The sequence below is a fragment of the Sulfitobacter sp. NFXS29 genome, from assembly GCF_040148765.1.
In the GTDB taxonomy this organism is placed as follows: domain Bacteria; phylum Pseudomonadota; class Alphaproteobacteria; order Rhodobacterales; family Rhodobacteraceae; genus Sulfitobacter.
Genome location: NZ_JAGDED010000004.1, coordinates 162,506 through 187,164, shown reverse-complemented (window position 1 = coordinate 187,164; position 24,659 = coordinate 162,506). Strand labels below are relative to the sequence as shown.

General features: G+C 62.6%; 24 protein-coding genes. 5 read left to right on the top strand and 19 right to left on the bottom strand.

All coding sequences use genetic code 11. The features are described 5' to 3' along the window. Positions 1-92: 92 nt before the first annotated feature. Positions 93-1,877, bottom strand: coding sequence for an ABCB family ABC transporter ATP-binding protein/permease (locus J3456_RS09035; RefSeq protein ID WP_349580032.1), 1,785 nt, complete (start codon positions 1,875-1,877; stop codon positions 93-95). 203 nt (positions 1,878-2,080) lie between these two features. After that, positions 2,081-4,228 (bottom strand): LysM peptidoglycan-binding domain-containing protein, encoded by a 2,148-nt coding sequence (locus J3456_RS09030; protein ID WP_349579867.1) that lies wholly within the window; start codon positions 4,226-4,228, stop codon positions 2,081-2,083. A 104-nt stretch (positions 4,229-4,332) separates the two neighbouring features. Here J3456_RS09030 and J3456_RS09025 point away from each other — a divergent pair, with 104 nt between their 5' ends. After that, positions 4,333-4,881: an LOG family protein gene (locus J3456_RS09025; protein WP_259949174.1), complete on the top strand. Its 549-nt coding sequence runs from the start codon at positions 4,333-4,335 to the stop codon at positions 4,879-4,881. On the opposite strand, the gene rarD is transcribed toward J3456_RS09025, so the two are convergent. From rarD to J3456_RS08980, 9 genes are all read right to left on the bottom strand, one after another. After that, the gene (gene rarD, locus J3456_RS09020) at positions 4,818-5,738 is read right to left on the bottom strand and encodes an EamA family transporter RarD (protein ID WP_349579866.1); all 921 of its coding nucleotides are present in this window, start codon (positions 5,736-5,738) and stop codon (positions 4,818-4,820) included. The genes J3456_RS09025 and rarD overlap by 64 nt on opposite strands. A 66-nt stretch (positions 5,739-5,804) precedes the next feature. Then, positions 5,805-6,260, bottom strand: coding sequence for a host attachment family protein (locus J3456_RS09015; protein ID WP_269346047.1), 456 nt, complete (start codon positions 6,258-6,260; stop codon positions 5,805-5,807). Further along, positions 6,257-6,466, bottom strand: coding sequence for a hypothetical protein (locus tag J3456_RS09010; RefSeq protein WP_067630683.1), 210 nt, complete (start codon positions 6,464-6,466; stop codon positions 6,257-6,259). The genes J3456_RS09015 and J3456_RS09010 overlap by 4 nt, the downstream gene beginning before the upstream one ends. A gap of 258 nt (positions 6,467-6,724) precedes the next feature. After that, positions 6,725-7,324 carry a superoxide dismutase gene (locus J3456_RS09005; RefSeq protein WP_349579865.1) on the bottom strand — a complete coding sequence of 200 codons (600 nt, stop codon included), beginning with the start codon at positions 7,322-7,324 and terminating at the stop codon, positions 6,725-6,727. Between the two features lie 122 nt (positions 7,325-7,446). Further along, on the bottom strand, positions 7,447-8,025 hold the full coding sequence (locus J3456_RS09000; protein WP_349579864.1) for a sarcosine oxidase subunit gamma: 579 nt from the start codon (positions 8,023-8,025) through the stop codon (positions 7,447-7,449). Further along, on the bottom strand, positions 8,018-11,035 hold the full coding sequence (locus J3456_RS08995; protein ID WP_349579863.1) for a sarcosine oxidase subunit alpha family protein: 3,018 nt from the start codon (positions 11,033-11,035) through the stop codon (positions 8,018-8,020). The genes J3456_RS09000 and J3456_RS08995 overlap by 8 nt, the downstream gene beginning before the upstream one ends. Positions 11,036-11,098: 63 nt before the next feature. Then, on the bottom strand, positions 11,099-11,428 hold the full coding sequence (locus tag J3456_RS08990) for a sarcosine oxidase subunit delta (RefSeq protein ID WP_349579861.1): 330 nt from the start codon (positions 11,426-11,428) through the stop codon (positions 11,099-11,101). Positions 11,429-11,539: 111 nt separating this feature from the next. Then, on the bottom strand, positions 11,540-11,830 hold the full coding sequence (locus tag J3456_RS08985) for a hypothetical protein (RefSeq protein ID WP_349579860.1): 291 nt from the start codon (positions 11,828-11,830) through the stop codon (positions 11,540-11,542). Between the two features lie 103 nt (positions 11,831-11,933). Continuing rightward, on the bottom strand, positions 11,934-13,178 hold the full coding sequence (locus tag J3456_RS08980; RefSeq protein ID WP_349579859.1) for a sarcosine oxidase subunit beta family protein: 1,245 nt from the start codon (positions 13,176-13,178) through the stop codon (positions 11,934-11,936). A gap of 196 nt (positions 13,179-13,374) precedes the next feature. Between J3456_RS08980 and ccmI the strand changes: the two genes are divergently transcribed. Genes ccmI through J3456_RS08965 form a run of 3 tightly spaced genes read left to right on the top strand, consistent with a single transcriptional unit; the run spans position 13,375 to position 15,306 of the window. Next, complete coding sequence (ccmI, locus tag J3456_RS08975) at positions 13,375-14,604, top strand: c-type cytochrome biogenesis protein CcmI (RefSeq protein ID WP_349579857.1); 1,230 nt, start codon at positions 13,375-13,377, stop codon at positions 14,602-14,604. Further along, positions 14,601-15,074, top strand: coding sequence for a Holliday junction resolvase RuvX (gene ruvX / locus J3456_RS08970; protein WP_349579856.1), 474 nt, complete (start codon positions 14,601-14,603; stop codon positions 15,072-15,074). Before ccmI ends, ruvX begins: the two co-directional genes overlap by 4 nt. Continuing rightward, positions 15,067-15,306: a DUF1289 domain-containing protein gene (locus tag J3456_RS08965; RefSeq protein WP_349579854.1), complete on the top strand. Its 240-nt coding sequence runs from the start codon at positions 15,067-15,069 to the stop codon at positions 15,304-15,306. The genes ruvX and J3456_RS08965 overlap by 8 nt, the downstream gene beginning before the upstream one ends. 7 nt (positions 15,307-15,313) lie before the next feature. Here J3456_RS08965 and J3456_RS08960 read toward each other — a convergent pair whose 3' ends face one another. Continuing rightward, a complete protein-coding gene (locus J3456_RS08960) occupies positions 15,314-15,568 on the bottom strand; it encodes a hypothetical protein (RefSeq protein WP_349579852.1) in 255 nt (84 codons plus the stop codon). Positions 15,569-15,719: 151 nt separating this feature from the next. Next, on the bottom strand, positions 15,720-16,541 hold the full coding sequence (locus J3456_RS08955) for a sulfite exporter TauE/SafE family protein (protein ID WP_349579851.1): 822 nt from the start codon (positions 16,539-16,541) through the stop codon (positions 15,720-15,722). Positions 16,542-16,725: 184 nt separating this feature from the next. Between J3456_RS08955 and J3456_RS08950 the strand changes: the two genes are divergently transcribed. Continuing rightward, entirely contained in the window at positions 16,726-17,913 is a 1,188-nt protein-coding gene (locus J3456_RS08950) for a multidrug effflux MFS transporter (protein WP_349579850.1), read from the top strand. Positions 17,914-17,915: 2 nt separating this feature from the next. On the opposite strand, the gene dusA is transcribed toward J3456_RS08950, so the two are convergent. From dusA to cuyA, 6 genes are all read right to left on the bottom strand, one after another. Continuing rightward, the gene (gene dusA / locus J3456_RS08945) at positions 17,916-18,923 is read right to left on the bottom strand and encodes a tRNA dihydrouridine(20/20a) synthase DusA (RefSeq protein WP_349579849.1); all 1,008 of its coding nucleotides are present in this window, start codon (positions 18,921-18,923) and stop codon (positions 17,916-17,918) included. A gap of 517 nt (positions 18,924-19,440) precedes the next feature. Beyond that, positions 19,441-20,427, bottom strand: a complete 987-nt coding sequence (locus J3456_RS08940; RefSeq protein WP_349579847.1) for a YeiH family protein — start codon at positions 20,425-20,427, stop codon at positions 19,441-19,443. A gap of 25 nt (positions 20,428-20,452) precedes the next feature. Further along, entirely contained in the window at positions 20,453-21,730 is a 1,278-nt protein-coding gene (gene hisD, locus J3456_RS08935) for a histidinol dehydrogenase (RefSeq protein ID WP_349579846.1), read from the bottom strand. A 4-nt stretch (positions 21,731-21,734) separates the two neighbouring features. Beyond that, positions 21,735-22,436 carry a cysteate racemase gene (gene cuyB / locus J3456_RS08930; RefSeq protein WP_349579844.1) on the bottom strand — a complete coding sequence of 234 codons (702 nt, stop codon included), beginning with the start codon at positions 22,434-22,436 and terminating at the stop codon, positions 21,735-21,737. Then, the gene (locus J3456_RS08925) at positions 22,433-23,626 is read right to left on the bottom strand and encodes a DegT/DnrJ/EryC1/StrS family aminotransferase (protein WP_349579843.1); all 1,194 of its coding nucleotides are present in this window, start codon (positions 23,624-23,626) and stop codon (positions 22,433-22,435) included. The genes cuyB and J3456_RS08925 overlap by 4 nt, the downstream gene beginning before the upstream one ends. 15 nt (positions 23,627-23,641) lie before the next feature. Then, entirely contained in the window at positions 23,642-24,655 is a 1,014-nt protein-coding gene (gene cuyA, locus J3456_RS08920; RefSeq protein ID WP_349579842.1) for a D-cysteate sulfo-lyase, read from the bottom strand. Positions 24,656-24,659 lie beyond the last annotated feature (4 nt).

Here is a 24,659-nt window from a genome sequence, read left to right as displayed (position 1 = left end):
GGCACAACGCAAGAGCAGATCAGCAGCGATTGCACCATCGGCGGCAATGCCCCGCCCGTCTGCCGAAACAGAAGGCGGGGCCTGTGGGCCGTCTACTCTTCTTCCGCCTGCTGGCGCTGCCAAAGCTGGGCATAACGCCCGCCTTGGGCCAAGAGCACCTCGTGGCTGCCCTGCTCGATGATCTCGCCCTTCTCCAGCACGACGATGCGATCCGCTTCGGCGATGGTCGACAGGCGGTGGGCGATGGTCAGCACCGTGCGCCCCTGCCCGGCCCGGCGCAGCGCGTCTTGAATCTCATGCTCCGTTTCACTGTCGAGCGCGCTTGTCGCCTCGTCCAGCAGCAGGATCGGCGGGTCTTTCAGCAGCGTCCGGGCAATGCCCACGCGCTGTTTCTCGCCGCCCGAGAGTTTCAGCCCCCGCTCGCCCACCGTGGTCTTATACCCCTGCGGCAGCGCCATGATGAAATCGTGGATCTGTGCAGCGCGGGCGGCGGCTTCGACCTCTTCCTGCGTTGCCCCATCGCGTCCGTAGGCGATGTTATAGCCAATGGTGTCGTTGAACAGCACCGTGTCCTGCGGCACCACGCCGATCGCCATATGCAGCGAATGCTGGGTCACATCACGCACGTCCTGCCCGTCGATCTTCAGCGCGCCGCCTGCGACATCGTAGAAACGGAACAACAGCCGCCCGATGGTGGATTTGCCCGAGCCGGTCGAGCCGACGATCGCCACCGTTTCCCCCGGACGCGCTTCAAGCGAGACGCCCTTGAGAATTTCGCGGTCGGTGTCATAGGCAAAACGCACGTTCTCGAGCGTCACGTGGCCGCCGGTGACTTTAAGGTCTGGCGCATTGGGTTTGTCATCAATCTCAGCCGGTTGTTCGAGCAGGCCGAACATCTGCCCCATATCCACCAACGCCTGACGGATCTCGCGGTAAACGGTGCCGAGGAAGTTCAACGGCACAGTCAATTGGATCATATAGGAGTTTACCATGACGAAGTCACCGACGCTGAGTTCGCCACTTTGCACGCCCATCGCCGCCATGACCATGACGCCCACCAGCCCCGCGGTAATGATCAACGCTTGGCCAAAGTTCAGGAAAGCGAGTGAATAGTTCGTCTTGATCGCCGCGTTTTCATAATCCGCCATTGCCAAGTCATAACGTGCGGCCTCGCGGCCCTCGGCGCCAAAGTATTTCACTGTCTCATAGTTCAGCAGGCTGTCAATCGCACGTTGGTTGGCCTCGGTGTCGCTGTCGTTCATCTGCCGCCGCAGACGCACGCGCCATTCGGTCACGGCAAAGGTAAACCAGACATAAACCGCGATGGTCACGGTCACGACCGCCAGATACCAAATGTCGAAGAGCACAGCGAGGATCACGCCGACAAGGATCAACTCAAGGATCAGCGGCCCGATGGAGAACAGCAAGAACCGCAGCAGAAAATCGACGCCTTTGACACCGCGCTCAATGATCCGGCTCAGCCCGCCGGTCTTGCGGGTGATGTGATAGCGCATCGAGAGTTTGTGGATGTGCTGAAAGGTCTCAAGCGCCAACATCCGCAAGGCGCGCTGCCCGACGCGCGCGAAAACCGCATCGCGCACCTGTTGAAAGCCCACGCCCATCAGTCGCGCCATGCCGTAGGCCACGGTCAGGCCAATCGCCCCAAGCGCCAGCATCGGCGCGCCCTCGCCCGCCAGCGCATCCACCGCGTCGCGGTAGAAGAACGGCGTGGCGACGATGATCAGTTTCGAAACCAGCAGCGCCAACATCGCCAGAACCACCCGGCGTTTCACCCATGGCATATCCTTGGGCCAAAGATAGGGCGCCACTTTGCGCAACACCAAAAAGCCCGATTGACGCTCGGCGGCGTCAATCATCTCGGCCTCGGTGGGGATGCGGTCAGGCTTGGGGGTTTTGCGGTCGCGCCGACGCGCGGCGGGCGTATGGTCTGTATCGGCTGGCATGGGAATTCCTGAAGTGATTACAGGCTACATAGGCCCCATCCGCCGAGGTTGCCAGTGTGGGGCGGCGCACAGCCGCTTTGCGCGCTGCGAATGCCGCCCCTTTCTGGGCCTTCAGATCACTCTGATGCAGGCTCTTCGGGAAGATCGAAAACCTGTCCGGGGTAGATCAGATCAGGGTCGCGGATGTTGCCGCTGTTGGCCTCGAACACCTTCACGTAAAGCAACGGATCGCCGTAGCGTTCGCGCGAGATCGCCCAAAGCGTATCGCCTTTCTGGACCGTCACAGCGCTCAGCGGGCCGCTCAACCCTTCAGTGGCGGCGGCCAGCACCTCGGGGGATTCGCGTTTGAAGGGGGTCTCCACCCGGCTGGTCACATCGCCTGCGCGGGAAAGCTCATCCACCCGCAGGGTATAGACGCCCTCATCGACGTTCGGCAGATCGCCCCGCCAGCGGCCCTCTTGATCGACCGGCAGGCTGATCACCGCGTTGTTGTTGAGATAGACGCGCACTTCGCGAGTGTCCGGCTGCGCACGGCCAGCAAGCTGCACGTCACCCAGATCGGAATAGCCGATGGTGTCGAGCGCCACATTTGTCATCACCTGCGGCGGCGCGGTGTCGAGCCGCTCCACCCCCTCGACCGTGGATTTCAGCACCGGGGCTGGCGCAGATGGCTGAGCCGGCGCCGCGGTGGTGTCGGTTTCTTCCGTGGGCCTCGGGGTTGTGGTCTCAGGGCCGGGCGCGTCGCGTTCCGCAAGGCTGGGGGCATCGGTTGTGGAATTTGGCGTCGGGGCCTCTCGCGCAGGGGATGCGGTACCGTCGGCAGCGCCGGTGGCGGGATCCGCCGTTCCCGTCTCCGCCAGCGGTGTGGTTTGGGCTGGGGTGTCGGAGGTCGCCTGTTGCCCTTCCTCTGGCACAGTGCTGTCGCCCGCGCCGGTCAACCCCGGGCCGGTGCCCGTTCCGGTCAACGGAGTCGCTTGAGAGAGCGCGGTGCCGGTGGCAAGGTCTTCCCCCGCCTCGGTACCACGGTCCTGCTCCGGTGCGGAACCCGCGCCCTCGGCGCTGCCGGTATCAGAAAGCGGTGTGGCCTGAGTGGGGTCGGAAACGTTGGCAATCTCTCCTTCGCCCGCGGCGGGCTCTTGGTCTGAGGCGGGACTCACGCCCTCCGCGGTGCCAGTTCCGGAAAGCGGTGTGGCCTGAGTGGGGTCGGATACGTTTGCAATCGTTCCTTCGCCTGCGGCAGGCTCTTGCTCTGCTGCACTGCCCTGAGCCCTGTCGGTTTCCAGAGGGTCAGATTGGCCTCCGCCCTCAATGGTCTCTTGCTCCGCTGTGGCCGTCTCGCTTGCAGCGGCGGGCGCTGCCGAGCCGTCGTCAGATGTTGGCTGGCTTTCGGCATCCGCGTCAGCTTCGGCGGTCGCGGTCCCGGCCAGCGGGGTCGCCTGTGCCGGAGCGGTCGCGGCGGGCTCGATTGCGGCCTCGTCCCGTTCTTCGGCGGGTGCATCGGTAGAAGGCATCTGATCTGCAGGCGCCTCTGCCGTCGCCTCAGCCTCGGCAAGCGGGGTCACGTCAGATGCTTCAGCCTCAACCTGCACGTCGCCCGGCGATGCGGGGTCAGGCTCCGCACCCTCGTCTGCTGCCGCCTCGCCACCGGGGTCCGCGCCCTCCTTCGCAATCTCAAGCGGGCTTTGCTCGGGCGTGGTGTCGGCCTCTGCCATCTGCAGGGGCGCTGCGGTCGGCGTGAGTATGATCTCTTCTTCCGAGGCGAGCTTGGTCTCACCGTCCTGCCCCAAAAGCGTCAGCACATGGCCCTTGCCGTCGGGGGGGATCATCGCGAGAGTCGCGAACTTTCCGGACCCATCGGCGGTGGCGGTGGCGATCTCTTCGCCGTCTTTCAACACGGCCACGCTGCTGCCGGGGGCCGCGCGGCCTGCGATCACGGTCATCCCATCACTTTCGCGGCGCACTTCATCAAAGGCCGGGGCCTGCGGTTCTGGCACTTGCGGTTCTGTCGCTTGCTGCGTGACCTTGGGCTCTGTCGCTGCCGCGTCTTCGGGGCCCACGGAAACGCCCTGCACGGCATTTGGCACAAGCGTGGCGTTCTCTGGGGTGGCATCGCGTTCGGGGAGCACGGCCACGGTGGTTTGCCCTGCCTCCTCCGGCCCGCTGCGCTTGCTGCCGATCCAAGCGCCAAGCGCCAGTACCGCCGCCGCAAAGGCGCCCGCCGCCATCGCTCCCATGCCGCCAAACCGGCCAAATCCCTTGAACATCTTCTACTTCCCCTGTGGTTGAGCCTTTTTAGCAAGCAGGCTAACAGGGGTCAAAAGCGCAGACGATCCGCGCCGAATTTTCCTAATCATCAGGACGCTTTACCATGCAACATTCTGTCTGTGTCTATTGCGGCTCCCGCCCCGGCGATGACGATGCTTTCACCCAGGACGCCGAGACGCTGGGCCGTGGTCTGGCCGAAGCCGGGCTGCGGCTGGTCTATGGCGCTGGCGATGTTGGCCTGATGGGCAGCGTTGCACGTGCCGCCCAAACGGCTGGCGGCGACACCTTCGGCGTGATCCCCGCGCATCTTGTCGCATGGGAAGTCGGCAAGACCGACCTGACCCGCTACATCGTGACCGAGACGATGCACGAGCGCAAAAAAGTGATGTTCATGAACTGCGATGCCGTAGCCGTTCTGCCCGGTGGCGCGGGATCGCTGGATGAGCTTTTCGAGGTGCTGACATGGCGCCAGTTGGGCCTGCATGAAAAACCTATTTTCCTTGTGAACACAAATGGATACTGGGATCCTTTCATGTCACTGATGAACCATGTCGTGGCCCATGGATTTGCCGATGCGACGTTATTGGATTACGTCACCGTGGTGGCGGATGCCGATGCCGCTCTCAGCGCCCTGCGCCGTGCCTTGTCCTGACGAAAGGTGCTGACGGAATAGACCGCCAGCGCGCACCAGATAAGCACGAAAGCCTGCACATGCCAGCCGGTGAAAGGCTCGCGGAACAGGACCACGGCGCAGAAAAACTGCAAGGTCGGGTTGATGTAGCTCAGCAATCCGGCCGTCGCCATCGACAGCCGCCGCGCGGCGTAGCTGAACAGGATCAGCGGCGTAGCCGTGATCGGCCCAGCCAATATCAAAAGCGCCGTATCGCGAAACGACGCACCAAAGGCCCCGGCCCCATTGTCACCCGTTTGCCACAGCACGAGCACCGCGAGAGGCGACAAAAGCAGCACCTCCGCCGTGACGGAGACCACCGGCCCCACCGCCAACCGCTTTTTCGCCAGCCCATAAAGCCCGAAGGAGGCCGCCAGCGCCAAAGCGAGCCAAGGCGCGGTGCCCAGCCCATAGGTGAGCAATGAGACGGCCAGGGTGACCAAGCCGACCGCGAAGAGCTGCACAGGGCTCAACCGCTCGCCAAAGACCAGCCGCCCCAGCAGGACGGAGACCAGCGGGAAGATGTAGTAGCCCAAAGCGGCCTCGGTCGCCTGCCCGCTTTGCACCGCTGAGATGAAGAGATACCAGTTCGTCGCGATCACCAAGGCCGCGAAGGCGAGCAATCCAAAGCCTCGCGGCCCCGCCATCGCGTCGAATACCGCGCGCAAACGCCGCTGTACCGTCAGGACGATTATGAAAAACACCAGCGACCATAGGGTGCGATGCGCGAGCACCTCGGCGGCGGGCACATGCGACAGCAATTTGTAGAAGATCGACGACAGCCCCCAAATGCAGCAGGCCGCGATCATGGCGGCGAAACCCTTGGTGGTGTCGGTCATGGGAAATCCTTGGCGCGGTAGACTGCTTCCTTGTGAAGGCAATCAAATCCCGCGCCAAGGGAAAAGTCAGGCTTGGGCCAATTCCCCGGCCACGATCTTTTCGATTTCATCAATGGGGTGGTTGGTCAGCGTTTTGGGGATCTCACCCACGACCTTGTTCCGCACCTCTTTATGAAGATCATCGCGCAGATCCCCCAGCACTGCCGGAGGCGCCACCAGAACGATCCGCTCGAAACGTCCCTTGTGGGCGAGTTTATAAAGAATGTCTGCCAAGTCTTTGGCAAAGCGCTCTTTTTCCAGCTCGTGCCAATCCGTGTCGTCAAAGGCGGAGCGGTGCCCGCTGGGCCCGTCGCTCATACGTCCGGGGCGGTTGGCGGCTTGTTCCCGCGCCGGGGGATTTTCCTGCTCTTCCTTGCGCACGACTTGAAGATAAGGATCTTCGCCGTCCGTGTGGTTTTGCAGGAAAAGGGCCTTTTCGCCATCCGCGATCAGCACCCATGTGTCTTGGCTCAGTTTGGTCATGAAGGCTCTCCGTGGTTGCGTTTGTCTTCGCCGGTGACGCGGGTCACGCCGTCTTCGCCCTTCTCGGCGCGGCGCATGGCGTCTTGGGTGCCCACGTCCTTTTGCAAGTCACCCCCGGCGCGGCCGCCTTGATCTGGCGTTTCGGTCTCGGAGAGGAATTTTTCCGTTTCCTTGGTCCCGTCGTTGGATCGTTTCCGCTCGGCCATGTTATCCTCCTTTATTGACGTGAAGTCTCAGGGGAAAAACATCCGCGAAGGGGCTTGGGTTCCAACGAAAAAACCCCGCAGCAGGCTGCGGGGTTCGGTTTGTCACTTGGGGCCAGCCCGGAGGCTGTGTTGGTCATGACAGACGCGACGCGACGTTGTCCCAGTTCACCCAGCCTGCGGCGCAGCCGTGGACGTCGGTGGCTGGGAGAGCAACACCCGCATCAAGCGCGGGCGTCGCTCAGACGCGCCGCAGCCTGTTCACAGGCGCGAGGCGACGTTGTCCCAGTTCACCAGATTGTCGAGGAAGTTCGACAGGTAGTCGGGGCGCGCGTTGCGGAAGTCGATGTAGTAGGAGTGTTCCCACACGTCGCAGCCCAGCAGTGCCGTTTGGTCAAAGCAGATCGGGTTCACGCCGTTCTCGGTCTTGGTGACCTTCAGGCTGCCGTCTTTATCTTTCACCAGCCATGCCCAGCCAGAGCCGAACTGGCCCGCGCCTGCGGCTTTGAACTCGTCCTTGAACTTGTCGACGGAACCAAAGCTCTCGGTGATCGCTCTTTCCAGGTCGCCCGGAAGCTTGTTGTCTTCGGGGCTCATCATTTCCCAGAACTGGTTGTGGTTCCACAGCTGGCTGATGTTGTTGAAGATGCCGGACTGCGCCACGGCATTCGGGTCATAGGTGCCCTTGATGATCTCTTCGAGGGTCTTGCCCTCCCACTCGGTGCCTTCGATCGCCTTGTTGCCGTTGGTCACATAGGCGTTGTGGTGCTTGTCGTGGTGGTATTCCAGCGTTTCCTTGGACATGCCTTTGGATGCAAGCGCGTCGTGGGCATAGGGGAGATCGGGAAGTTCAAAAGCCATTTCTGGGCCTCCTCATTTGGGAATTTCGCTGTGGCCACTTGATGGGGATCAAGCGGCAACGTCAAGGTCAACGTCTGCAAAACACATCCGTTCCAAGCGAAATAGTCAGTTTTTCTCCCGACTTAAGCCGTTCGGAAATGGCCCACCTCGCTGCCGGGCTGGGCAGCGACACTGAGCAGGTCGAACATATACTGCGCGACCGACCGAAAACAGATCGCTTCAAAGGCACCGTCTTCGCGCAACCAAAAGGCCGCTGGCACCTGCCCTATGCGGGTGCGGCGGAACATGCCGGGGGTAAACTGACCGGGAGAAAGATCGACCGGCGCGAGCTTGGCCAGCACCTCGCGCGCATGGGGGCCTTCGACGCGAAACACCGCCCGCGCGCCAGAGATATCCACCGCCGTGGCATGGGTATCCTCAAAGGCCGCATGTAGCCGCGCCAGCACCTCTGGCACCTGCGGGTGCGGACAGAAAAGCAGCAGTTCATCGGGCGACATCCAAGCCACGCCGGCTGCGCCTTCGAACTGGCACTGCCCGCGCGCCGGGCGGTCAATGCCGGTGAGTTTTTTGGTCACCTTGCGGACATAGGGGGCATCCAGATCGCCGCGAATGGTGATCATGCCCAAGGGGGCGACTTCGGAAATCGTAGCGATACCAGAGGCGTAGCGGGCGTTCTTCAACGCAGTGACAGGTTCAGACATTCTGTTTCTCCCCTTTGGGATCATAAAACACCGGGTCGACGATCATCGCTTCATAGGTTTTGCCGTCGGTGCCGGGGAAGCTCAGCACTTCGCCCATCCGGTCCGGCCCGTTCAACACCAGTCCCATGGCAATGCCGCGGTCGAGCGTCGGCGAATGATAGGTCGAGGTCACCCGCCCCTGCATCACCTTTTGCCCGTTCTCATTCTCTCCTTCGCCAAGCGCATATGCGCCATCCGGCAGGGTGCTGCCATCGGTGGTTTCCAGCCCCACCAGCTTCCAGCGTGTCGGGTCCTGCATATGGCTGCGCTGCTGGGCGCGTTTGCCAAGGTAGTCGTCTTTCTTCTTCGAAATCGCCCAGTTCAGGCCAAGGTCTTGGGGGATCACCGTGCCGTCGGTCTCATCCCCGATCATGATGAAGCCCTTCTCGGCGCGCAGGATGTGCAGACATTCCGTGCCATAGGGCATCACGCCCAAGTCATGCCCGGCGATCAGCAGCGCGTCCCAAAAGGCCTGCCCCTGCCCGGCCTCGACCGCGATCTCATAGCTCAGTTCCCCCGAGAAAGAGATGCGGAAGACGCGCACCTTGAAACCGCCCAATTCGCCCTCGGTCCATTCCATAAAGCCAAGCGCCTCGCGGCTCAGGTCCATGCCGCCGAGCTTCTCCAGACACTTGCGCGCATTGGGGCCGACCACGGCCACCTGCGCATAGTGTTCGGTGGCGTTGACCACATGCACTTTCCAGTCCCACCATTCGGTCTGGAGCCATTCTTCCATATGCGCGTGAATGCTATCGGCGCCGCCGGTGGTGGTGTGACAAAGGAAGGTCTGCTCATCCAAACGTGCGACCACGCCGTCGTCGATCAGGAAACCGTTTTCATTGCACATCAACCCATAGCGGCATTTGCCGGGCTTCAGCGTCGACATCATATTGGTGTACATCATGTCGAGGAAACGCGCCGCATCCGGGCCGCGCACGATCAGCTTGCCCAGTGTCGAGGCATCCAGCAGGCCAAGGTTTTGCCGCGTATTCGTTACCTCGCGCATCACCGCGTCATGGGTGCTTTCGCCGCTTTGCACATAGGCATAGGGCCGCCGCCATTGGCCAACCGGCTCCCACACCGCGCCATTGGCCGCGTGCCAATCATGCAGCGGGGTGCGACGGATCGGTTGGAAGGTATCGCCCCGCGCCGACCCCGCAATCGCCCCCATCGAGATCGGGTGATAAGGCGGGCGGAAGGTGGTGGTGCCAACCTTGGGAATCTCGGCATCCAGCGCGCCTGCTAGCGTGGCCAGCCCGTTGATATTGCTGAGCTTCCCCTGATCCGTGGCCATGCCGAGCGTGGTATAGCGTTTGGCATGTTCAACCGAGACGAAGCCCTCTTGCGCGGCCAGACGCACGTCCGAAACTTTGACGTCGTTCTGGTAATCGAGAAAGGTCTTCTCCCGCAGTTTGACGCTGGCGCCCTGCGGCATTTGCCAGACCGGCATCATCGGCGCTTCTTCGCGGCGCAGCGCCTCGGGCGAGGTGTAATCACGCGGCATCTTGAACCCGAGCGAGGTGGCCACCCCATCGGCGGCGGCGTGGGCGTCATGCAGCACGTCGTCGAGCGCAAAGACCCCAGCCGCAGCCCCGGCGGGCGTGACGAAACCGTGCCCATCCGCCCCGGTGGGCGGGTGGTCCTGATCGGGGCGGAAACAGGCATGCGTCTTGTCCCATGTCAGCTTGCCGCCGCAATGGGACCACAGGTGCACCACGGGCGACCAGCCACCCGACATGGCGACGGCGTCGCAGGCAATCTCTTCCAGCACCGCGCCTTCGCCCGCCTGCGAACAGACCGCCACGCCTGTCACCCGCTTGCCCCCCTGAACCGAGGAAACCGCATGGCCCATGACCACCCGAATGCCGAGCGCCTTGGCCTTTGCGACCAATTCGCTGTCTTGCGGCAATACCCGGGCATCTAGCACGGCAGGCACATCCAGCCCCGCCTGTTTTAGCGCAATGGCGGTGAGATAGGCGTTGTCGTTATTTGTGACCAGAACAGTGCGGTCCCCCGGCGAGACCCCGTAATTCGCCACATAGTCGCGCATGGCCGAGGCCAGCATCACGCCGGGCACGTCATTGCCCGCAAAGCTCATAGGCCGCTCAATCGCGCCTGTCGCGGTGATCACATGCCCGGCCCGAACGCGCCACAGCCGGTGGCGGGGGCCCAGTGCTTCGGGGGCATGATCGCGTAGCCGCTCATAGCCCAGCACATAGCCGTGATCGTAAACACCCGCGCCCATGGTGCGGTCGCGTAGGTCGACATTCTCCATGCCGCGGAGGCGGTCGAGTGTCGCGGTGATCCACGTCTCAACCGGTGCGCCATCCACCGTGCCCCCATCGACCGGCGCACGCCCGCCCCAATGGGCCGATTGCTCCATCACGATGACCCGCGCGCCGCTCAGCCCCGCGGCCAGCGCCGCCTGCAGCCCCGCAACCCCGCCGCCGATGACCAGCACATCGCAGAAGGCATGGAAATGCTCATAGGTATCCGCATCCGCCGCCTTCGGCGCTTTGCCCAAGCCTGCGGAATGGCGGATGATCGGCTCGTAGAGATGCTTCCACAGCGGGCGCGGATGCATGAACATCTTGTAGTAGAAGCCTGCGGGCAGAAAGCGGCTGAGGTGCTTGTTAAGGGCGCCGACATCGAACTCAAGGCTCGGCCAATGGTTCTGGCTCGCCGCTTCCAACCCTTCATGAAGTTCGGTTGTGGTAACACGGGCATTGGGCTCAAACTGCCCCTCTTGACCCAGCCCCACCAAACCGTTGGGTTCTTCGGGGCCGGAGGTCACGATGCCGCGCGGGCGGTGGTATTTGAACGAGCGCCCGACCAGCACCTGATCGTTGGCCAGCAGGGCCGAGGCCAGCGTGTCGCCCTCATAGCCGCGCATTTGCTTGCCGTTGAAGGTGAAACTCAGCGGTTTGCTTTTGTTCAGCAGGCGGCCGCCTGTGGCCAGTCTTGTGCTCATCTTGGAAAACCTTGCGGGCTGAAGAAAGAGGGATGCCGGTGCGGGGATCAGAACCGAACGGGGCTAGTTGGCGCTGCGCCACTGCCAGTCGGGATGGCGTTTGCGGATCGCCTCACGGATGTGATCGGGCGGGGCGAGGGTCTGGGCCGCATAGCTGCCAAAGACCTCAAGCGTGGCGGTATCACGGGCCATGTGGAACCACTTGCCACAGCCATAGACATGGCGCCACCGTTCCAGATGCACCCCCTTCGGGTTCTCGCGCATGAACAGATAGGTTTCGAAATCGTCGTCCGCGCCACCGGGGCCGACACGTTTCAGATGCGCTTCACCGCCGCCGTGAAACTCTGTCTCTTCGGCGGTGACATGACAGCAAGGACAGGTGAGGATCAGCATGGGCAGGCTCCTTGTCGTATGGAGAACGGCAAAACGCCGCCCCGGCGCAAAAGCGCGGAACGGCGTCGGTCGTGAAAGGGCAGCGCCACAGGGGACGCGGCCAAGATCGGTTTACTCAGTCGGTGTGGCTGTCTCTTCGACGGCGTCCGCAGTGCCTTCGGCTGCGCCCTCAATGGCTTCGCCTGTGCTTTCGGTTGCGCCTTCGACGTTGACGTTAACGTCATTCGCACCGTCGATGTCGCCACCTGCAAAGAGGAAATATGCCAGCAGAGCCACGACAACGACAACCGCGCCAACGATAAAGGCAAGGCCGCTGCTGCCGCCACGATCGGTCGTGGTTGTGGTCGTGGTGGTGTTGGTGTGATCGACGTGGTCTGTACGGTTGTGATCCGGGGTTGCCATTGTTCAGCTCCGTTATATTCAATGTCTGAACAGGCAACTCCAGCGCGGGAGAAATCGTTCCGCCCGATACAACGCATCAGCGATTTGTGGCCGATCCGCAACATCAATGGGCCACCCCTGCGGCCACGGATTCGTCGATAAATCGGCCTTCGGCAAACCGTTCCAGCCCGAAGGCGTCGGTCAGCGGTGAATGCCCTTTGGCCATCAGCTCGGCAAAACCCCAGCCCGAGCCGGGGATCGCCTTGAACCCGCCCGTGCCCCAGCCGCCGTTGATAAAAACCCCCTCAACCGGGGTCTTACTGAGGATCGGAGAGCGGTCGCCGGTCACATCCACGATCCCGCCCCATTGCCGCAACATCTTGAGCCGTGAGATCATCGGGAAGGTCTCAACCAGCGCGCGCACCGTCTCTTCGATATGATGGAAACTGCCGCGTTGGGTGTAGTTGTTGTAGCCATCGGTGCCCCCGCCGATGACCATCTCGCCCTTGTCGGACTGGCTCATGTAGCCGTGCACCGTATTGGCCATCACGACCACATCCATACAGGGTTTGATCGGCTCGCTGACCAGCGCTTGCAGGGCCACGCTTTCCATCGGCAGACGGAAGCCCGCCATATTTGCCAACTGCCCCGAATGCCCTGCCACGACCATGCCCAGTTTGTCGCAATCAATATCGCCGCGCGTGGTGCTGACACCGGTGACCTTGCCGCCCGTCTGGCGCACACCGGTGACCTCGCATTTCTGGATGATGTCCATGCCCATATCCGAGCAGGCCCGCGCATAGCCCCAAGCCACCGCATCATGCCGCGCCGTGCCGCCGCGCGCTTGCCAGAGCCCGCCCAGCACAGGATAGCGCGGCCCGTCGATGTTGATAATCGGCACCAGTTGTTTGACGCGGTCCGGCCCGATGAATTCGGTGGTGACGCCCTGTAGCGCGTTGGCATGTGCGGTACGCTTATAGCCGCGCACCTCATGTTCGGTCTGCGCCAACATGATCACCCCACGGGGGCTGAACATGACGTTGTAGTTCAAATCCTGACTCATCGTCTCATAGAGACTGCGCGCCTTTTCGTAGATCGCAGCCGAGGGGTCTTGCAGGTAATTCGAGCGGATGATCGTCGTGTTGCGCCCAGTGTTGCCGCCGCCGAGCCACCCCTTCTCAAGCACCGCGACATTGGTGATGCCGAAATTCTTGCCCAGATAATAGGCCGTAGCCAGCCCATGCCCGCCTGCGCCGACGATGATCACATCATAGCGTTTCTTGGGCTGCGCATCGCGCCAGGCGCGGGTCCAGCCCGTATGATGGCGCATGGCCTCTCGGGCCACTGCGAAAACGGAGTATTTCTTCATCACGTCACTTCCCGGCAAGGATTCGGGCCGCGCGGGCGGCTGAGGTCTTTTCTGAGCCTAGGAGCAGATATTCGAAATGACCACCACGGCATTTGGATGCGGTTTTGCGACATGTGGCGCGATTGGTGAAAAATGCCGCAGGGGGCGCGGCATTTGCGGTCTTTTGTCGGGGCCGGTCAAAGGTTAGGTAGAGGCCATGATATTCTGGTTTCTCTCTGGCGCGATGGCGCTTGTCGTGGGCGGTTTTCTGGCGCGGGCCGCATGGCGCGGCGCGGATACGCCCCTGCCCGCGCAGGCGGATTATGACCTCAAGGTCTACCGCGACCAATTGGACGAGGTCGAGCGTGACCTCGCCCGCGGTGTGGTGTCTGAGGCCGATGCCGTCCGGATCCGCACCGAGATTTCGCGCCGCATCCTTGCCGTCGATGCGGCGCAAGATGGGGGCCAGCAAAACACCTCGCGGCCCGCGCCCGTCGTGCTGATCGCAGGGGTCGTGGCCTTGGGTGCCGGATCACTGGCGCTCTACTGGCATCTGGGGCAGCCCGGCTATGGCGATCTTGCCCTGGCCGACCGCATCGCCTTTGCCGAAGACATGCGCCGCAACCGCCCCAGCCAGCAAAGCGCGGTGGAAAGCCTGCCTGTCAGCCCCAGCACCGAGGGGCTGAGCGCGGATTACCTTGCGCTGATGCAACAGCTTCGCGCCACGGTCAAAGAACGGCCCGAAGATTTGCAGGGCCAGACCCTGCTGGCACAGAACGAGGCCCGCGTCGGTAATTTCGCCGCCGCAGCCGAGGCGCAGGGCAATGTGCTGCGTCTCAAGGGCGCGGACCGGACTGCGAAGGACATCGCAGATTACGCCGAACTTTTGGTGCTGGCGGCGGGGGGCTATGTCTCTCCCGAGGCGGAAACCGCCCTGCGGGAAGTGCTCAACCGCGATGAGCAGGATGGCCGCGCACGCTATTACCTTGGCCTGATGATGGTGCAGACCGGGCGGCCGGATGTCGGTTTCCGCATTTGGGACGCGCTTTTGCGGCGCGGGCCAGCGGATGCGGCATGGATCGAGCCGATCCGCGCGCAGATTTCGCAGGTCGCCAGCCTTGCCGGGGTGAATTACGAAATGCCTCAGATCGGCACCGGAGCGCCGGCGCGGGGGCCATCCGCCGAAGACATCGAAGCCGCCTCCGAGATGAGCGCGGACGACCGGATGGAGATGATCGGCGGCATGGTGGCTGGCCTGTCGGATCGTCTGGCCAGCGAAGGAGGCCCCCCGCAGGACTGGGCGCGGCTGATCACATCGCTGGGCGTTTTGGGGGACACAGATCAAGCCCGCGCAGTCTATGATAACGCGCTTGAGGTCTTCTCGGGCGATAATGCGGCGCTGGACATGATCCGCAGCGCCGGAGAACGTGCAGGAGTGGCAGGATGATTTACGACGACACGGCAGATTTCATCGCCGCCCTGCCCCCGATGCAGGCGCTGATCGGGCTCGATCTGGGCGAAAAGACCATCGGCGTCGCGGTGAGCGACAGCTTCCAATCCGTCGCCACCCCGCTGGAAACCGTGCGGCGCAAGAAATTTGGGCTGGATGCCGCGCGTCTGGCCGAGATCATCGCCGAGCGCCGTATCGGTGGGCTGGTTTTGGGATTGCCGCGCAACATGGACGGCTCGGAAGGGCCGCGTTGCCAGTCGACCCGCGCTTTCGCCCGCAACTTCGACCGGCTCACGCCGCTGCCCATCACCTATTGGGACGAGCGTCTGTCGACCGTGGCCGCCGAACGCGCACTGCTAGAGGCTGACACCACCCGCAAACGCCGCGCTGAGGTGATCGACCATGTGGCCGCGGGCTATATCCTTCAGGGGCTTTTGGACCGCCTGCAGGTGATGCGCCGTGAATAAGAAAGTCTGGCAGCGCGATGAGGTCGAAAGCCCCTGCATCAACATCTGCGTGGTGCACCCCGAAAGCCGGCTCTGCACCGGCTGTCTGCGTTCGATTGATGAGATTGGCCGCTGGTCGGTAATGAGCGTGGAGGAGCGCCGCACCATCATGGCGGAATTGCCCCAACGTGAAAGCGCCCACGCAAAACGGCGCGGGGGCCGCGCGGCGAAACTGGCGCGGCGACGCGACTAGCGCAGCCTTAGGCGCCGCGACGCTGGACGATCTGGTTCAGGAAAATAAGAGCCGCTTCGCCATCCGTGGCATCGTGAAGCCCCATCGGGGTCGCGTTGTAATTGGCCGCAGGCACCGAGGCACGGGCAAATGTCAGGCTGGTTTCACGGGTGAACATTCCGTCAAAGCGAAACGCCCGACGGCCCCGGCGCGCAGGTTTCCAATAGGCGAGGTCTCTGCCCTGCCCTTTGAGGATGATTGCTTTGGTCCCGCTTCGGCGCATCTCGTCACGTCCCTTGGTTCGGATGATTCTGCGTATGTTAAGGCAATAAGCCAGTTGTTTGTGTCGAGATTGCGGCAATTTGATGAACATTGTCCGAAATTGGGCAGAGAATCTCACATTCCGGCAGGTTTAAGGTCAAAAGCGGGTCAACTCAGCCCCAAAGTGCTTTTCTCAACATATTTAGCGCCACCAGCACCAGAAATACGGCAAAGACCCGTTTGAGCGGCTTGGGGTCCATCGCATGGGCCAGCCGCACGCCCCAAGGCGCGGTGATGAGCGTCATTGTCACGACGATCCCGAAGGCACCTAGATTAACCGCGCCGATGGTCAAGGGCGGGCGGCTTTGCGCGATATCAACGAAGAGAAAGGCTAGCACCGAGGGCACGGCGATCAAGAGCCCGAAGCCCGCCGCCGTGGCCACGGCCCGGTGAATGGGCCGACCATGAAGTGTCATCAGCGGCACGCCAAAGCTGCCGCCACCGATCCCCATCAGCACTGACAGAAACCCGACCATCGGCGACAGGATGGCGCGTTTGATGCCACGCGGCATGGTCTCTCCCAAGCGCCAATCGCTGCGCCCGAACCCTAAGTAGAGCCCGACAATCAACGCCAGTCCGCCAAAGATCGCCTGAAGGGTCTGGGTGCGCAATTGCGCCACCAACAGCACGCCCAAGATGGCCCCCACCATGATCCCCGGCGCCCAAGTGCGCAGGATTTCCCAATCGACCGCGCCCTTTTTATTATGCGCATGGACTGAACGCGCAGAGGTGACGATGATCGTCGCCAGCGATGTCGCAAGGCAAATCTGCATCAGCTGTGGCCCGTCATAGCCGAGCGATTGCAGCGCATAGAAAAACGCGGGGACCAAGACGATCCCCCCGCCGACGCCCAGCAGCCCTGCCAAAACCCCGGCAAAACCTCCGATCAGGGCGATAAGCACCAGCATCGGCAAAAGATCGTTCAACTCTGGCATCTGGCCCCTCCCGGCTGTCGATGTGCCTATCAAGCCCTTTCGCGCCGGGGGTTCAAGCGATAACGCCGGGGTTGCACTTCCCCCAAGCGGAGTTAGGTTGCGCGCGAAAGTCGGCCCCAGACATCGGTCTTCGCTTGCCGCCTTGCCCCTTTGGCCCCGGCCATCCCATCCGAAAGGACATCACGTGCTACGTTCAGCGCTCATTCTCGGGTTGCTGGGGCTGGTCGGCCCCTTCGCCATCGACATGTATCTGCCCGCCATGCCCGCCATCGCCGCCAGCTATGGCGCGTCTGAGACGGCGGTACAGGCGACCATCACCGCCTATTTCATCGCCTTCGGGCTGGGCCAGCTTTTCTACGGCCCATGGGCCGATCAGGCGGGGCGCAAGCTGCCGATCATGGTGGGGCTGGTGCTGTTCGTGATCGCCTCCTTCGGGGCCGCCTTCGCGCCAACGATGGCGGCACTAACCGGCTGGCGGGCTCTGCAAGGGCTTGGCGGCGCCGTGCTGATGGTGGTGCCGCGTGCGATCATCCGTGACCAATACACCGGCACACAGGCGACGCGGTTGATGGCGATGTTGATGCTGGTGATCTCGATCTCGCCCATGTTAGCCCCACTGGCGGGCAGCGCGGTGATGGCGCTGGCCGATTGGCGCGCGATCTTCGTAACCTTGGGTGTTTTGGCCATCGCCGCGCTGGCACTTACCGCCCTCGCCCAGCCCGAGACGCTGCCCGTCAAACGCCGCGTGCGGATCAACCCGCGCAACCTTTGGCGTGGGGCGAAAGTGCTTCTGAGCGATCCGATTTTCATGGGGCTGACCTTTATCGGCGGCTTTGCCATGGGGTCATTCTTTGTCTTCATCGCCTTCGCGCCCTTCGTCTATACCGGCCAATACGGGCTGGGGCCGACGGGGTTTTCGCTGGCCTTCGCGGTCAACGCGGTCGGCTTTTTCTCGGCCTCGCAACTGGCGGGGTGGCTGGGCGAACGCTGGGGCATGCGCAGCCTTGTGCGGCGCGGTGTGGCGGGCTTCGTCTTTTTCTCGTCAGCCATCTTTATCACCGCGTTGGCGACGGATCCGGGCCTCTATGTGGTGATGGCGGGGCTGTTCTGCGCCAACGCCTGCCTTGGCGTCGTCGTGCCGACGGTGATGGTCGTGGCGCTGGACGATCACGGCGATATTGCCGGTCTGGCCTCCTCGCTGGGCGGCACCTTGCAGATGGTGGCAGGTGGGCTTGCAATCGCGCTTGCCGGGCCGTTTTTTGACGGGACTGTCACACCGATGCTGGGGGCGATCGCGGCCTGCGGACTGGTGGCCGCCCTGCTCACGCTGGCGCTGCTGCGGCCCCGCCCGGTGGCAGAGCCCACGGTCTAACCCTACCCCGCCGCGGCGATTTCCTGCGCCGCGGCGACCTCGGCCAAGGCGGCCTCAACCAGTTCCGGCCCCGCGCCGGGCTTATGCGCCCCTTCGGACAGGATACGCCGCCACTGCCGCGCGCCGGGCCGCCCGGCAAAAAGCCCCAGCATATGTCGGGTGATCTGCCCCAAACGCCCGGCGCCGGCCAGATGCGCCTCGATATAGGGCAACATCCCCTGCACCGCGGCCTCTGCACTGCTGTCAGTACCCCGCCCGTAGACGCGCCGGTCCGCGCTGGCGAGGATATCGGTCGGCGCATGATAGGCGCTGCGCCCCACCATGACGCCATCTAATCCGGCGTCCAGAAAAGCTTCGGCCTGATCGAGCGAGGTGATCCCGCCATTGACCGAAATATGCAGGTTCGGAAACAGCCCCTTCATCTGATGCACGAGATCATAGTTTAATGGCGGAATATCACGGTTTTCTTTGGGGCTCAGCCCCTGCAACCACGCCTTGCGCGCATGGATCGTAACGCGGGTGCAGCCCGCCGCCACGATACGCGCGAGGAACTCGGGCAAGATTTCCTCAGGGTTCTGATCGTCCACGCCGATGCGGCATTTCACCGTCACCTCGACATCGCAGGCCGCGCGCATGGCATCCACACAGTCCGCCACCAGCCCAGGCTGCTGCATCAAGACCGCGCCAAAAGCACCGGATTGCACCCGGTCAGACGGGCAGCCGCAATTGAGGTTAATCTCATCATAGCCTGCCTCAGCCCCCAACCGTGCCGCCTGTGCCAGCTCTACGGGGTCCGACCCGCCAAGTTGCAGCGCCACGGGATGTTCCGACGGGTCGTGATCCAGCAGATGCAACGCCCCACCCCGCACCAAAGCGGGTGCAGTGACCATCTCGGTATAGAGGAGCGTCTCGCGGCTTAGCAGCCGGTGGAGGTAGCGGCAGTGGCGGTCGGTCCAATCCATCATGGGTGCCACGCTCAGGCGGGCTGATTTTTCAACCTTATTTTTCAATTGCTTAACCTCAGTTCCGAATGAACTTCATGTAGCACGCTATGCGTGGATTTCCGGGGGGTTTTCCCGATTTTCCGGGGTTTTCGATTCTGCATTGCTACCGTGTAACAGATCCGCACTGCCAGAACACCGCCACTTCATCCGGCCTGGTTCGCCCCGCGGTCCGCCCCTTCGCGCTGTCCCTCAAGCAAGGAAGTCGGGAATCAAACCGAGAACACTTTTTTTGCGGAAGCGCCGACTTCCTTCTCACAACAGCACCTGAGGAATTTTCTTCATAACCATCATCTCGGTGTGCGGTGACCCAATTTCTAAATGGTGGGAAGCTTTTCTCCGACAGGCTAATTGTGTCCGGGAATGGCGCCGAAATTCCCATAGTTTGGAATTTGTTCTGCCGAATTCGGCCCCGGTGCGCTGTAGTAGAGTTATTCAACACAATCCGGACAGACCTTGCCCGCACAGACCTTGCCCGCTCAGAACTTGCAACGTGCCAAACTTCGCGCAGTTGGATAAGCCCCGCCTAAATCCCGAACAAAAGCACAAAAGCAAGAGCCGCGCCGAGCAGGAACACCGTTTCGACCACCAGAATGATGCTGTAGCTGGGTTTGACCTTCACGACCTTCGCCAGACTGGTTTTCACCCCCAAAGCCGCGATGGCGATGACCAGACACCACCGGGATAGCTCATTCAGCAGAGCGAGAACTGCGGCCGGCAGCACTTCCAGATTTGCCAAAACCGCGCAGCCTGCAAACATCACCAGAAACCACGGCACGCCGACAGATTGTTGTTGCGCGCCTCTGAAGCTGAACATCACGACCAGCATCACGACGGGCAAAAGTGCGACGCGCAGGATCTTGACGTAGGTGGCAAAGACCCCGGCCTCGTCGCTGATGGAGTACCCGGCCCCCACCACCTGCGCGACATCGTGGATCGTGGCGCCGACCAAAAAACCACTCTCAATATCGCTTAGCCCCAGCGACTGGAAAAGAATGGGATAGGCGATCATCGCGATGGTCGACAGCGCCGTGACACCGATCACAACGAAAAGCGTGTCCTGCTCGCGGTCTTTATGCGGCGGCAGGACGGAGGTAATCGCCAAAGCTGCCGATGCCCCGCAGATGGCGACCGCCCCGCCCGCCAGCATACCAAAAGCGGTGCGGCGGCCAAAGATACGAGCCATCACCACGCCGCACCCAAAGGTTGCCAGAACGAAACCGATGATGGCAATGACAGGTGTAAGGCCAAGGCTCATGACCTCGGCCAACCCCAAGCGCAGGCCCAGCAGTCCGACCCCGAAGCGCAGCAGCGCCTTGGCGGCAAAGTCGATCCCCACGGTACAGGCGCCGTCTTCCGACAGGAAGTGAAAGGCCATCCCGAGCAGCAGCGCAAACAGCATGACCGGCGCGCCATAGTGGTCCGACAGGAAGGTTGCAGCCACCGCGATGACAGTCGCAAGCAGCAGCCCCCCGGCATAGGGGGAGATGCGGGATTTAGCAGTCAGTAGCATTATTTTTCCTAAGCGCGGCTTGGGATCAGGCCGGTTGGTGTTTCAGCCGGAGTTCGGCAGAACGGGCATGGCCTTCCATCCCCTCCATCCGGCTGATCCGCGCGGTGCGCAACGCCAGTTCATGCGAGGCGTCCGCGTTACAGCGTTGCCATGTCACGGTCTTGGTAAATTTATGGACGGAGAGCCCCCCGGTATAGCGCGCAGCCCCACTGGTCGGCAGCACATGGTTCGGGCCGGAGGTCTTGTCACCGAAAGCAACCGTCGTCTCCTCCCCCAGAAACAAAGAGCCATAGGCCGAGAGGCGGTTGAGCCACCAATCAAGGTCTTCGGCCTGCACCTGAAGATGTTCCGGCGCGTAGCGGTCGGCCACTTGGGCGACCTCCTCGCGGGTATCGCACAAGACCACCTCGGCCCGTTCAGCCCAAGCCACGCGCGCGGCGCTGGCGTTCGGCTCAGGCAGGCTGTCGATCATCTCGGGCGCTCGCTTCAAGACGGATTCCGCCAGGCTGCGGTCTGTCGTAACCAGCCAAACCGGGCTGTCGGCCCCGTGCTCCGCCTGACTGACCAAATCCCATGCCACCGTTTCGGGGTCTGCGCTGTGATCAGCGACCACCAGTGAATCGGTTGGCCCGGCGAACATGTCGATCCCCACAGCGCCGAACAACATGCGCTTGGCCTCTGCCACATAGCTGTTACCGGGACCGACGAGGATATCGGCAGGCACACCGCCAAACAGCCCCATCGACATGGCAGCGACCCCCTGCACTCCCCCGAGGTTTAGGATCAGGTCCGCCCCGCAAAGGTCCATCGCAAAGATGATCGGATCGGGAATACCGATGCCGGGGCGTGTGGGCGAGCAAGCGGTGATATGCGGTACGCCCGCGACCTTGGCGGTGGTGATCGTCATCAAAGCGCTGGCGATATGGCTGTAACGCCCGCCGGGCACATAGCAGCCCGCGCTAGAGACGGGGATTTGCTTTTGGCCCGCAATCAGCCCCGGCATGACTTCAATTTCGCAATCTCCCATCGTCGCCTTCTGCGCTTCGGCAAAGCGACGGATATTGGCATGGGCGAAGCGGATATCGTCCTTGAGGTCTTGTGGCACCCGCGCAGAGGCAGCGGCCCGTTCTGCTGCAGTGACCACGATATCCCCGGTCCAGCCGTCAAGGTCGCGGGCATAGTCCCGCACGGCCATCTCACCGTCCTCTTCGATTTTGGCGAGCATCTGTGCAACCACACCGCGGATGTCTTTCGCCTCAACCGCCGGGCGGGTCTCGACTTTCTTTAGATAGGTGATCGCCATGGTCTTACCTCGGTTGGATTTGGGAATGTTGATGGATCGCCTCGGCCAGTACGTCGATCGTGTCGAGGATCGGAACGGGGGCGGTCAAAGCCGGGGCGAGCAGCGAAAACTCTGAGCAGGCAATGAGCAGAAGCTCGGCCCCCTGCGTGGTCAATTCAGCCGCCGCTTCCGCAAGCGTCTGCTGCGCCTGCGGGGTGATCCCCTGCGCCTTAATCAACCGGATCGCGGCCAGCATGCGATCGGCATCTGCGGGCCAAAGGGCGATCAGCCCGGCGCGGTCAAGGGCTGCGTCAAACACCCCGGCCATACGCACGGCAGGAGAGGCAAGAATACCGACGGACGCACCTGATGAGAGTTGCCCCGCCGCGCGGTCGACCGATAGGGTCACCATGTTCAGGAAGGGGATCGAAACCGCCGCCTCAATCGCCGGGGCGTAGTGATGGGCGGTGTTGCAGGGCATGGCGAGGGCCGTGGCCCCTGCCCGTTCCAGCCGCTGCGCCATTGCAGCAAGTGCCGGGGCGGGATCTTCGCCTGTGCCCTCGATCAGATGGGCGATGCGGGAGGGCACTTGCGGGTTCATGTCGATCAAAAGTGGCAGATGGTCGGCGTCGTCTTGTGCGTCAACCGTGGCAAGCACACGCTGCTGCAGCAGGATCGTCGCCTCCGGCCCCATGCCGCCCAATACGCCGACGACTGGGCGGCTCATGATGCCACCTCGCCAACCGCTTCGCAGATCAACTCGGCGATCAGCGCGCAGTCTTCTTCCGAAAAACTCAGCGGCAGGCGCATGTCGAAAAGCGTCGCCATTATGCGGTCTGTCGCGGGCATGTCTTGCGCTGGAACATAGCGCCAGGAGGGATGCGCCGAGGTGAAGTCTGCAGGCTCTTTCGCGCCGAACCATTTAAGTTCCACGCCCCGTGCGGCAGCGGCCTCCAGCACGGCACGGCACTGTGCGGCGGTGAAATCTGGCAGGCGGAACTGGATGGAGGACCCGACATGCGCTTCGGCGGTTGGCAAGTTGATCGTTGCCACGCCGTCCTGCGCTTTCAGCCCCTTCTCTACCCGCGCATAGCGGGCGTTCCAGCGGGCGATGTTTGTGTCAAGGCCGGCAAGCTGGGGGCGCAGGATCGCCGCGCGCAACGCATCCAACCGGGCCGAGCAATTAGGCATGTCATAGCGCGCATCGGCAAACGCCTCAGGCTGCGGTCCGGCACCGTGGCGTTCATACAGCATGTAGCTGCCAGACAAGATCGTGGCGCGGGCGGCGATTGCGGCGTCATCTGTGGTCAAAAACCCGCCTTCGCCGGAGTTCATGTGTTTGTAGGTCTGGGTCGAGAAACAGGCCACTTTGCCGAAATTACCCGACCGCGTGCCGTTCCAGCGCGCCCCCATCGTATGGGCGCAATCCTCAATAACGGTCACCTGCGCCTCATCGCAGATCGCCATCAGCCGGTCCATGTTACACAGATGCCCGCGCATGTGCGACAGCAACAGCACCCGCGCGCCGGAACTGGCGATTTTGGCGCCTAGGTCATCAAGGTCGAGCCTTAGGTTTTCGTCGATCTCGACCAGCACCGCATCAGCGCCCACCGCCCGGATCGCGCCGGGCACCGGGGCCAGCGTATAGGCGTTGGTCAGCACCTTGTCGCCCGGTGCCACGTCGCAGGCGCGCAGGGCGATTTGCAACGCTTGCCCGCCCGAGGTGACGGCAAGGCAGAACTTGCTGCCCTGCCAATCACGATATTCGGCCTCAAGCTGGGCCACTTCACCGGCCTCACCCGGGGCAAGGTTATACCGGTGCAAGCGACCCGACTGTAGCACCGCAACCGCGGCCGCGATGGCGCTTTCGGAAAGACCCTCTTGCTGGGTGAAACTGCCGGTAAACTTGCGCGCCACGGAAGCCGTCCTCTCTTACAGATTGACCCAACGGTTGGACATGTCGAAGGCGAAGTCATAGCCGCCAAGCGCTGCCGCGCCACCGGTATGGAGGAAGACCACCCGCTCGTCCTTGAACTCTCCCTTACGAGCGAGATCGATCAGACCAGCGGCCCCCTTCGCGGAGTAGCATGGGTCAAGCAGTATACCTTCCAGCTCGGCAAACATCTGGATCGCCTCAATGCCGCTGTCGGTGGGCAAGCCGTAGCCGTCGCCCACATAATCGGTGTTGGCCATCACATCTTCGCGCTTGACCACGCCCGCGCAGCCCAGTTTCTCTGCGGTTTTGCAGGCCAGATCATAGACCATCTGTTCCTGCTTGGGCTGCGGTGCGCGGGTGCCGATGCCGAGAATGGGGATCTGGGCATTCATCGCGCACATGCCGGTGACAAGCCCGGCTTGCGTGCCGGAAGAGCCCGTGCCGTGAACCAGCCGGTCGATCTTCATGCCGGAGGTGTTCACTTGGTTCAGCAGCTCAAACGCGCAGTTCACATAGCCCAAAGCGCCCGTTGGGTTGGAGCCGCCGCCGGGGATGACGTAAACCTTATGGCCCTCGGCGCGTTTCTTCTCGGCAGCCTTTTCCATCTCGCCGGGCATGTCGTGGCCCCCGGGGAATTTCTCGGTTGTGGCGCCGTGCAGATGGTCCAGCAGCACGTTGCCGTTGGTGTTGTAGTTGGCATCATCATAGCCGGTCCGGTCTTCCAGCAGGATGTGACAGGCAAGGCCCAGCTTGGCGGCCGCCGCGGCGGTCTGGCGGCCGTGGTTGGTTTGGGTGGCGCCTTGGGTCATCACCATGTCTGCGCCCTGCTCGATGGCCTCGGCCATCAGGAATTCCAGCTTTCGCGTCTTGTTGCCGCCCGTCGACAGCCCGGTGCAATCGTCGCGTTTGATCCAGATCTCGGTGCCGAGTTCTTTGGACAGCCGCTTCATATGCTCAAGCGGTGTTGGCAAGTGGGCAAGGTGGACGCGGGGGAAACGGGAAAGGTGCATGGAT

Bases quoted from the DNA above. Each gene is read 5' to 3' on its own strand.
- J3456_RS09035 (WP_349580032.1), bottom strand. From the start codon at position 1,877: ATGATTGACGCCGCCGAGCGTCAATCGGGCTTTTTGGTGTTGCGCAAA.
- J3456_RS09030 (WP_349579867.1), bottom strand. From the start codon at position 4,228: ATGTTCAAGGGATTTGGCCGGTTTGGCGGCATGGGAGCGATGGCGGCG.
- J3456_RS09025 (WP_259949174.1), top strand. From the start codon at position 4,333: ATGCAACATTCTGTCTGTGTCTATTGCGGCTCCCGCCCCGGCGATGAC.
- rarD (WP_349579866.1), bottom strand. From the start codon at position 5,738: ATGACCGACACCACCAAGGGTTTCGCCGCCATGATCGCGGCCTGCTGC.
- J3456_RS09015 (WP_269346047.1), bottom strand. From the start codon at position 6,260: ATGACCAAACTGAGCCAAGACACATGGGTGCTGATCGCGGATGGCGAA.
- J3456_RS09010 (WP_067630683.1), bottom strand. From the start codon at position 6,466: ATGGCCGAGCGGAAACGATCCAACGACGGGACCAAGGAAACGGAAAAA.
- J3456_RS09005 (WP_349579865.1), bottom strand. From the start codon at position 7,324: ATGGCTTTTGAACTTCCCGATCTCCCCTATGCCCACGACGCGCTTGCA.
- J3456_RS09000 (WP_349579864.1), bottom strand. From the start codon at position 8,025: ATGTCTGAACCTGTCACTGCGTTGAAGAACGCCCGCTACGCCTCTGGT.
- J3456_RS08995 (WP_349579863.1), bottom strand. From the start codon at position 11,035: ATGAGCACAAGACTGGCCACAGGCGGCCGCCTGCTGAACAAAAGCAAA.
- J3456_RS08990 (WP_349579861.1), bottom strand. From the start codon at position 11,428: ATGCTGATCCTCACCTGTCCTTGCTGTCATGTCACCGCCGAAGAGACA.
- J3456_RS08985 (WP_349579860.1), bottom strand. From the start codon at position 11,830: ATGGCAACCCCGGATCACAACCGTACAGACCACGTCGATCACACCAAC.
- J3456_RS08980 (WP_349579859.1), bottom strand. From the start codon at position 13,178: ATGAAGAAATACTCCGTTTTCGCAGTGGCCCGAGAGGCCATGCGCCAT.
- ccmI (WP_349579857.1), top strand. From the start codon at position 13,375: ATGATATTCTGGTTTCTCTCTGGCGCGATGGCGCTTGTCGTGGGCGGT.
- ruvX (WP_349579856.1), top strand. From the start codon at position 14,601: ATGATTTACGACGACACGGCAGATTTCATCGCCGCCCTGCCCCCGATG.
- J3456_RS08960 (WP_349579852.1), bottom strand. From the start codon at position 15,568: ATGCGCCGAAGCGGGACCAAAGCAATCATCCTCAAAGGGCAGGGCAGA.
- J3456_RS08955 (WP_349579851.1), bottom strand. From the start codon at position 16,541: ATGCCAGAGTTGAACGATCTTTTGCCGATGCTGGTGCTTATCGCCCTG.
- J3456_RS08940 (WP_349579847.1), bottom strand. From the start codon at position 20,427: ATGCTACTGACTGCTAAATCCCGCATCTCCCCCTATGCCGGGGGGCTG.
- hisD (WP_349579846.1), bottom strand. From the start codon at position 21,730: ATGGCGATCACCTATCTAAAGAAAGTCGAGACCCGCCCGGCGGTTGAG.
- cuyB (WP_349579844.1), bottom strand. From the start codon at position 22,436: ATGAGCCGCCCAGTCGTCGGCGTATTGGGCGGCATGGGGCCGGAGGCG.
- cuyA (WP_349579842.1), bottom strand. From the start codon at position 24,655: ATGCACCTTTCCCGTTTCCCCCGCGTCCACCTTGCCCACTTGCCAACA.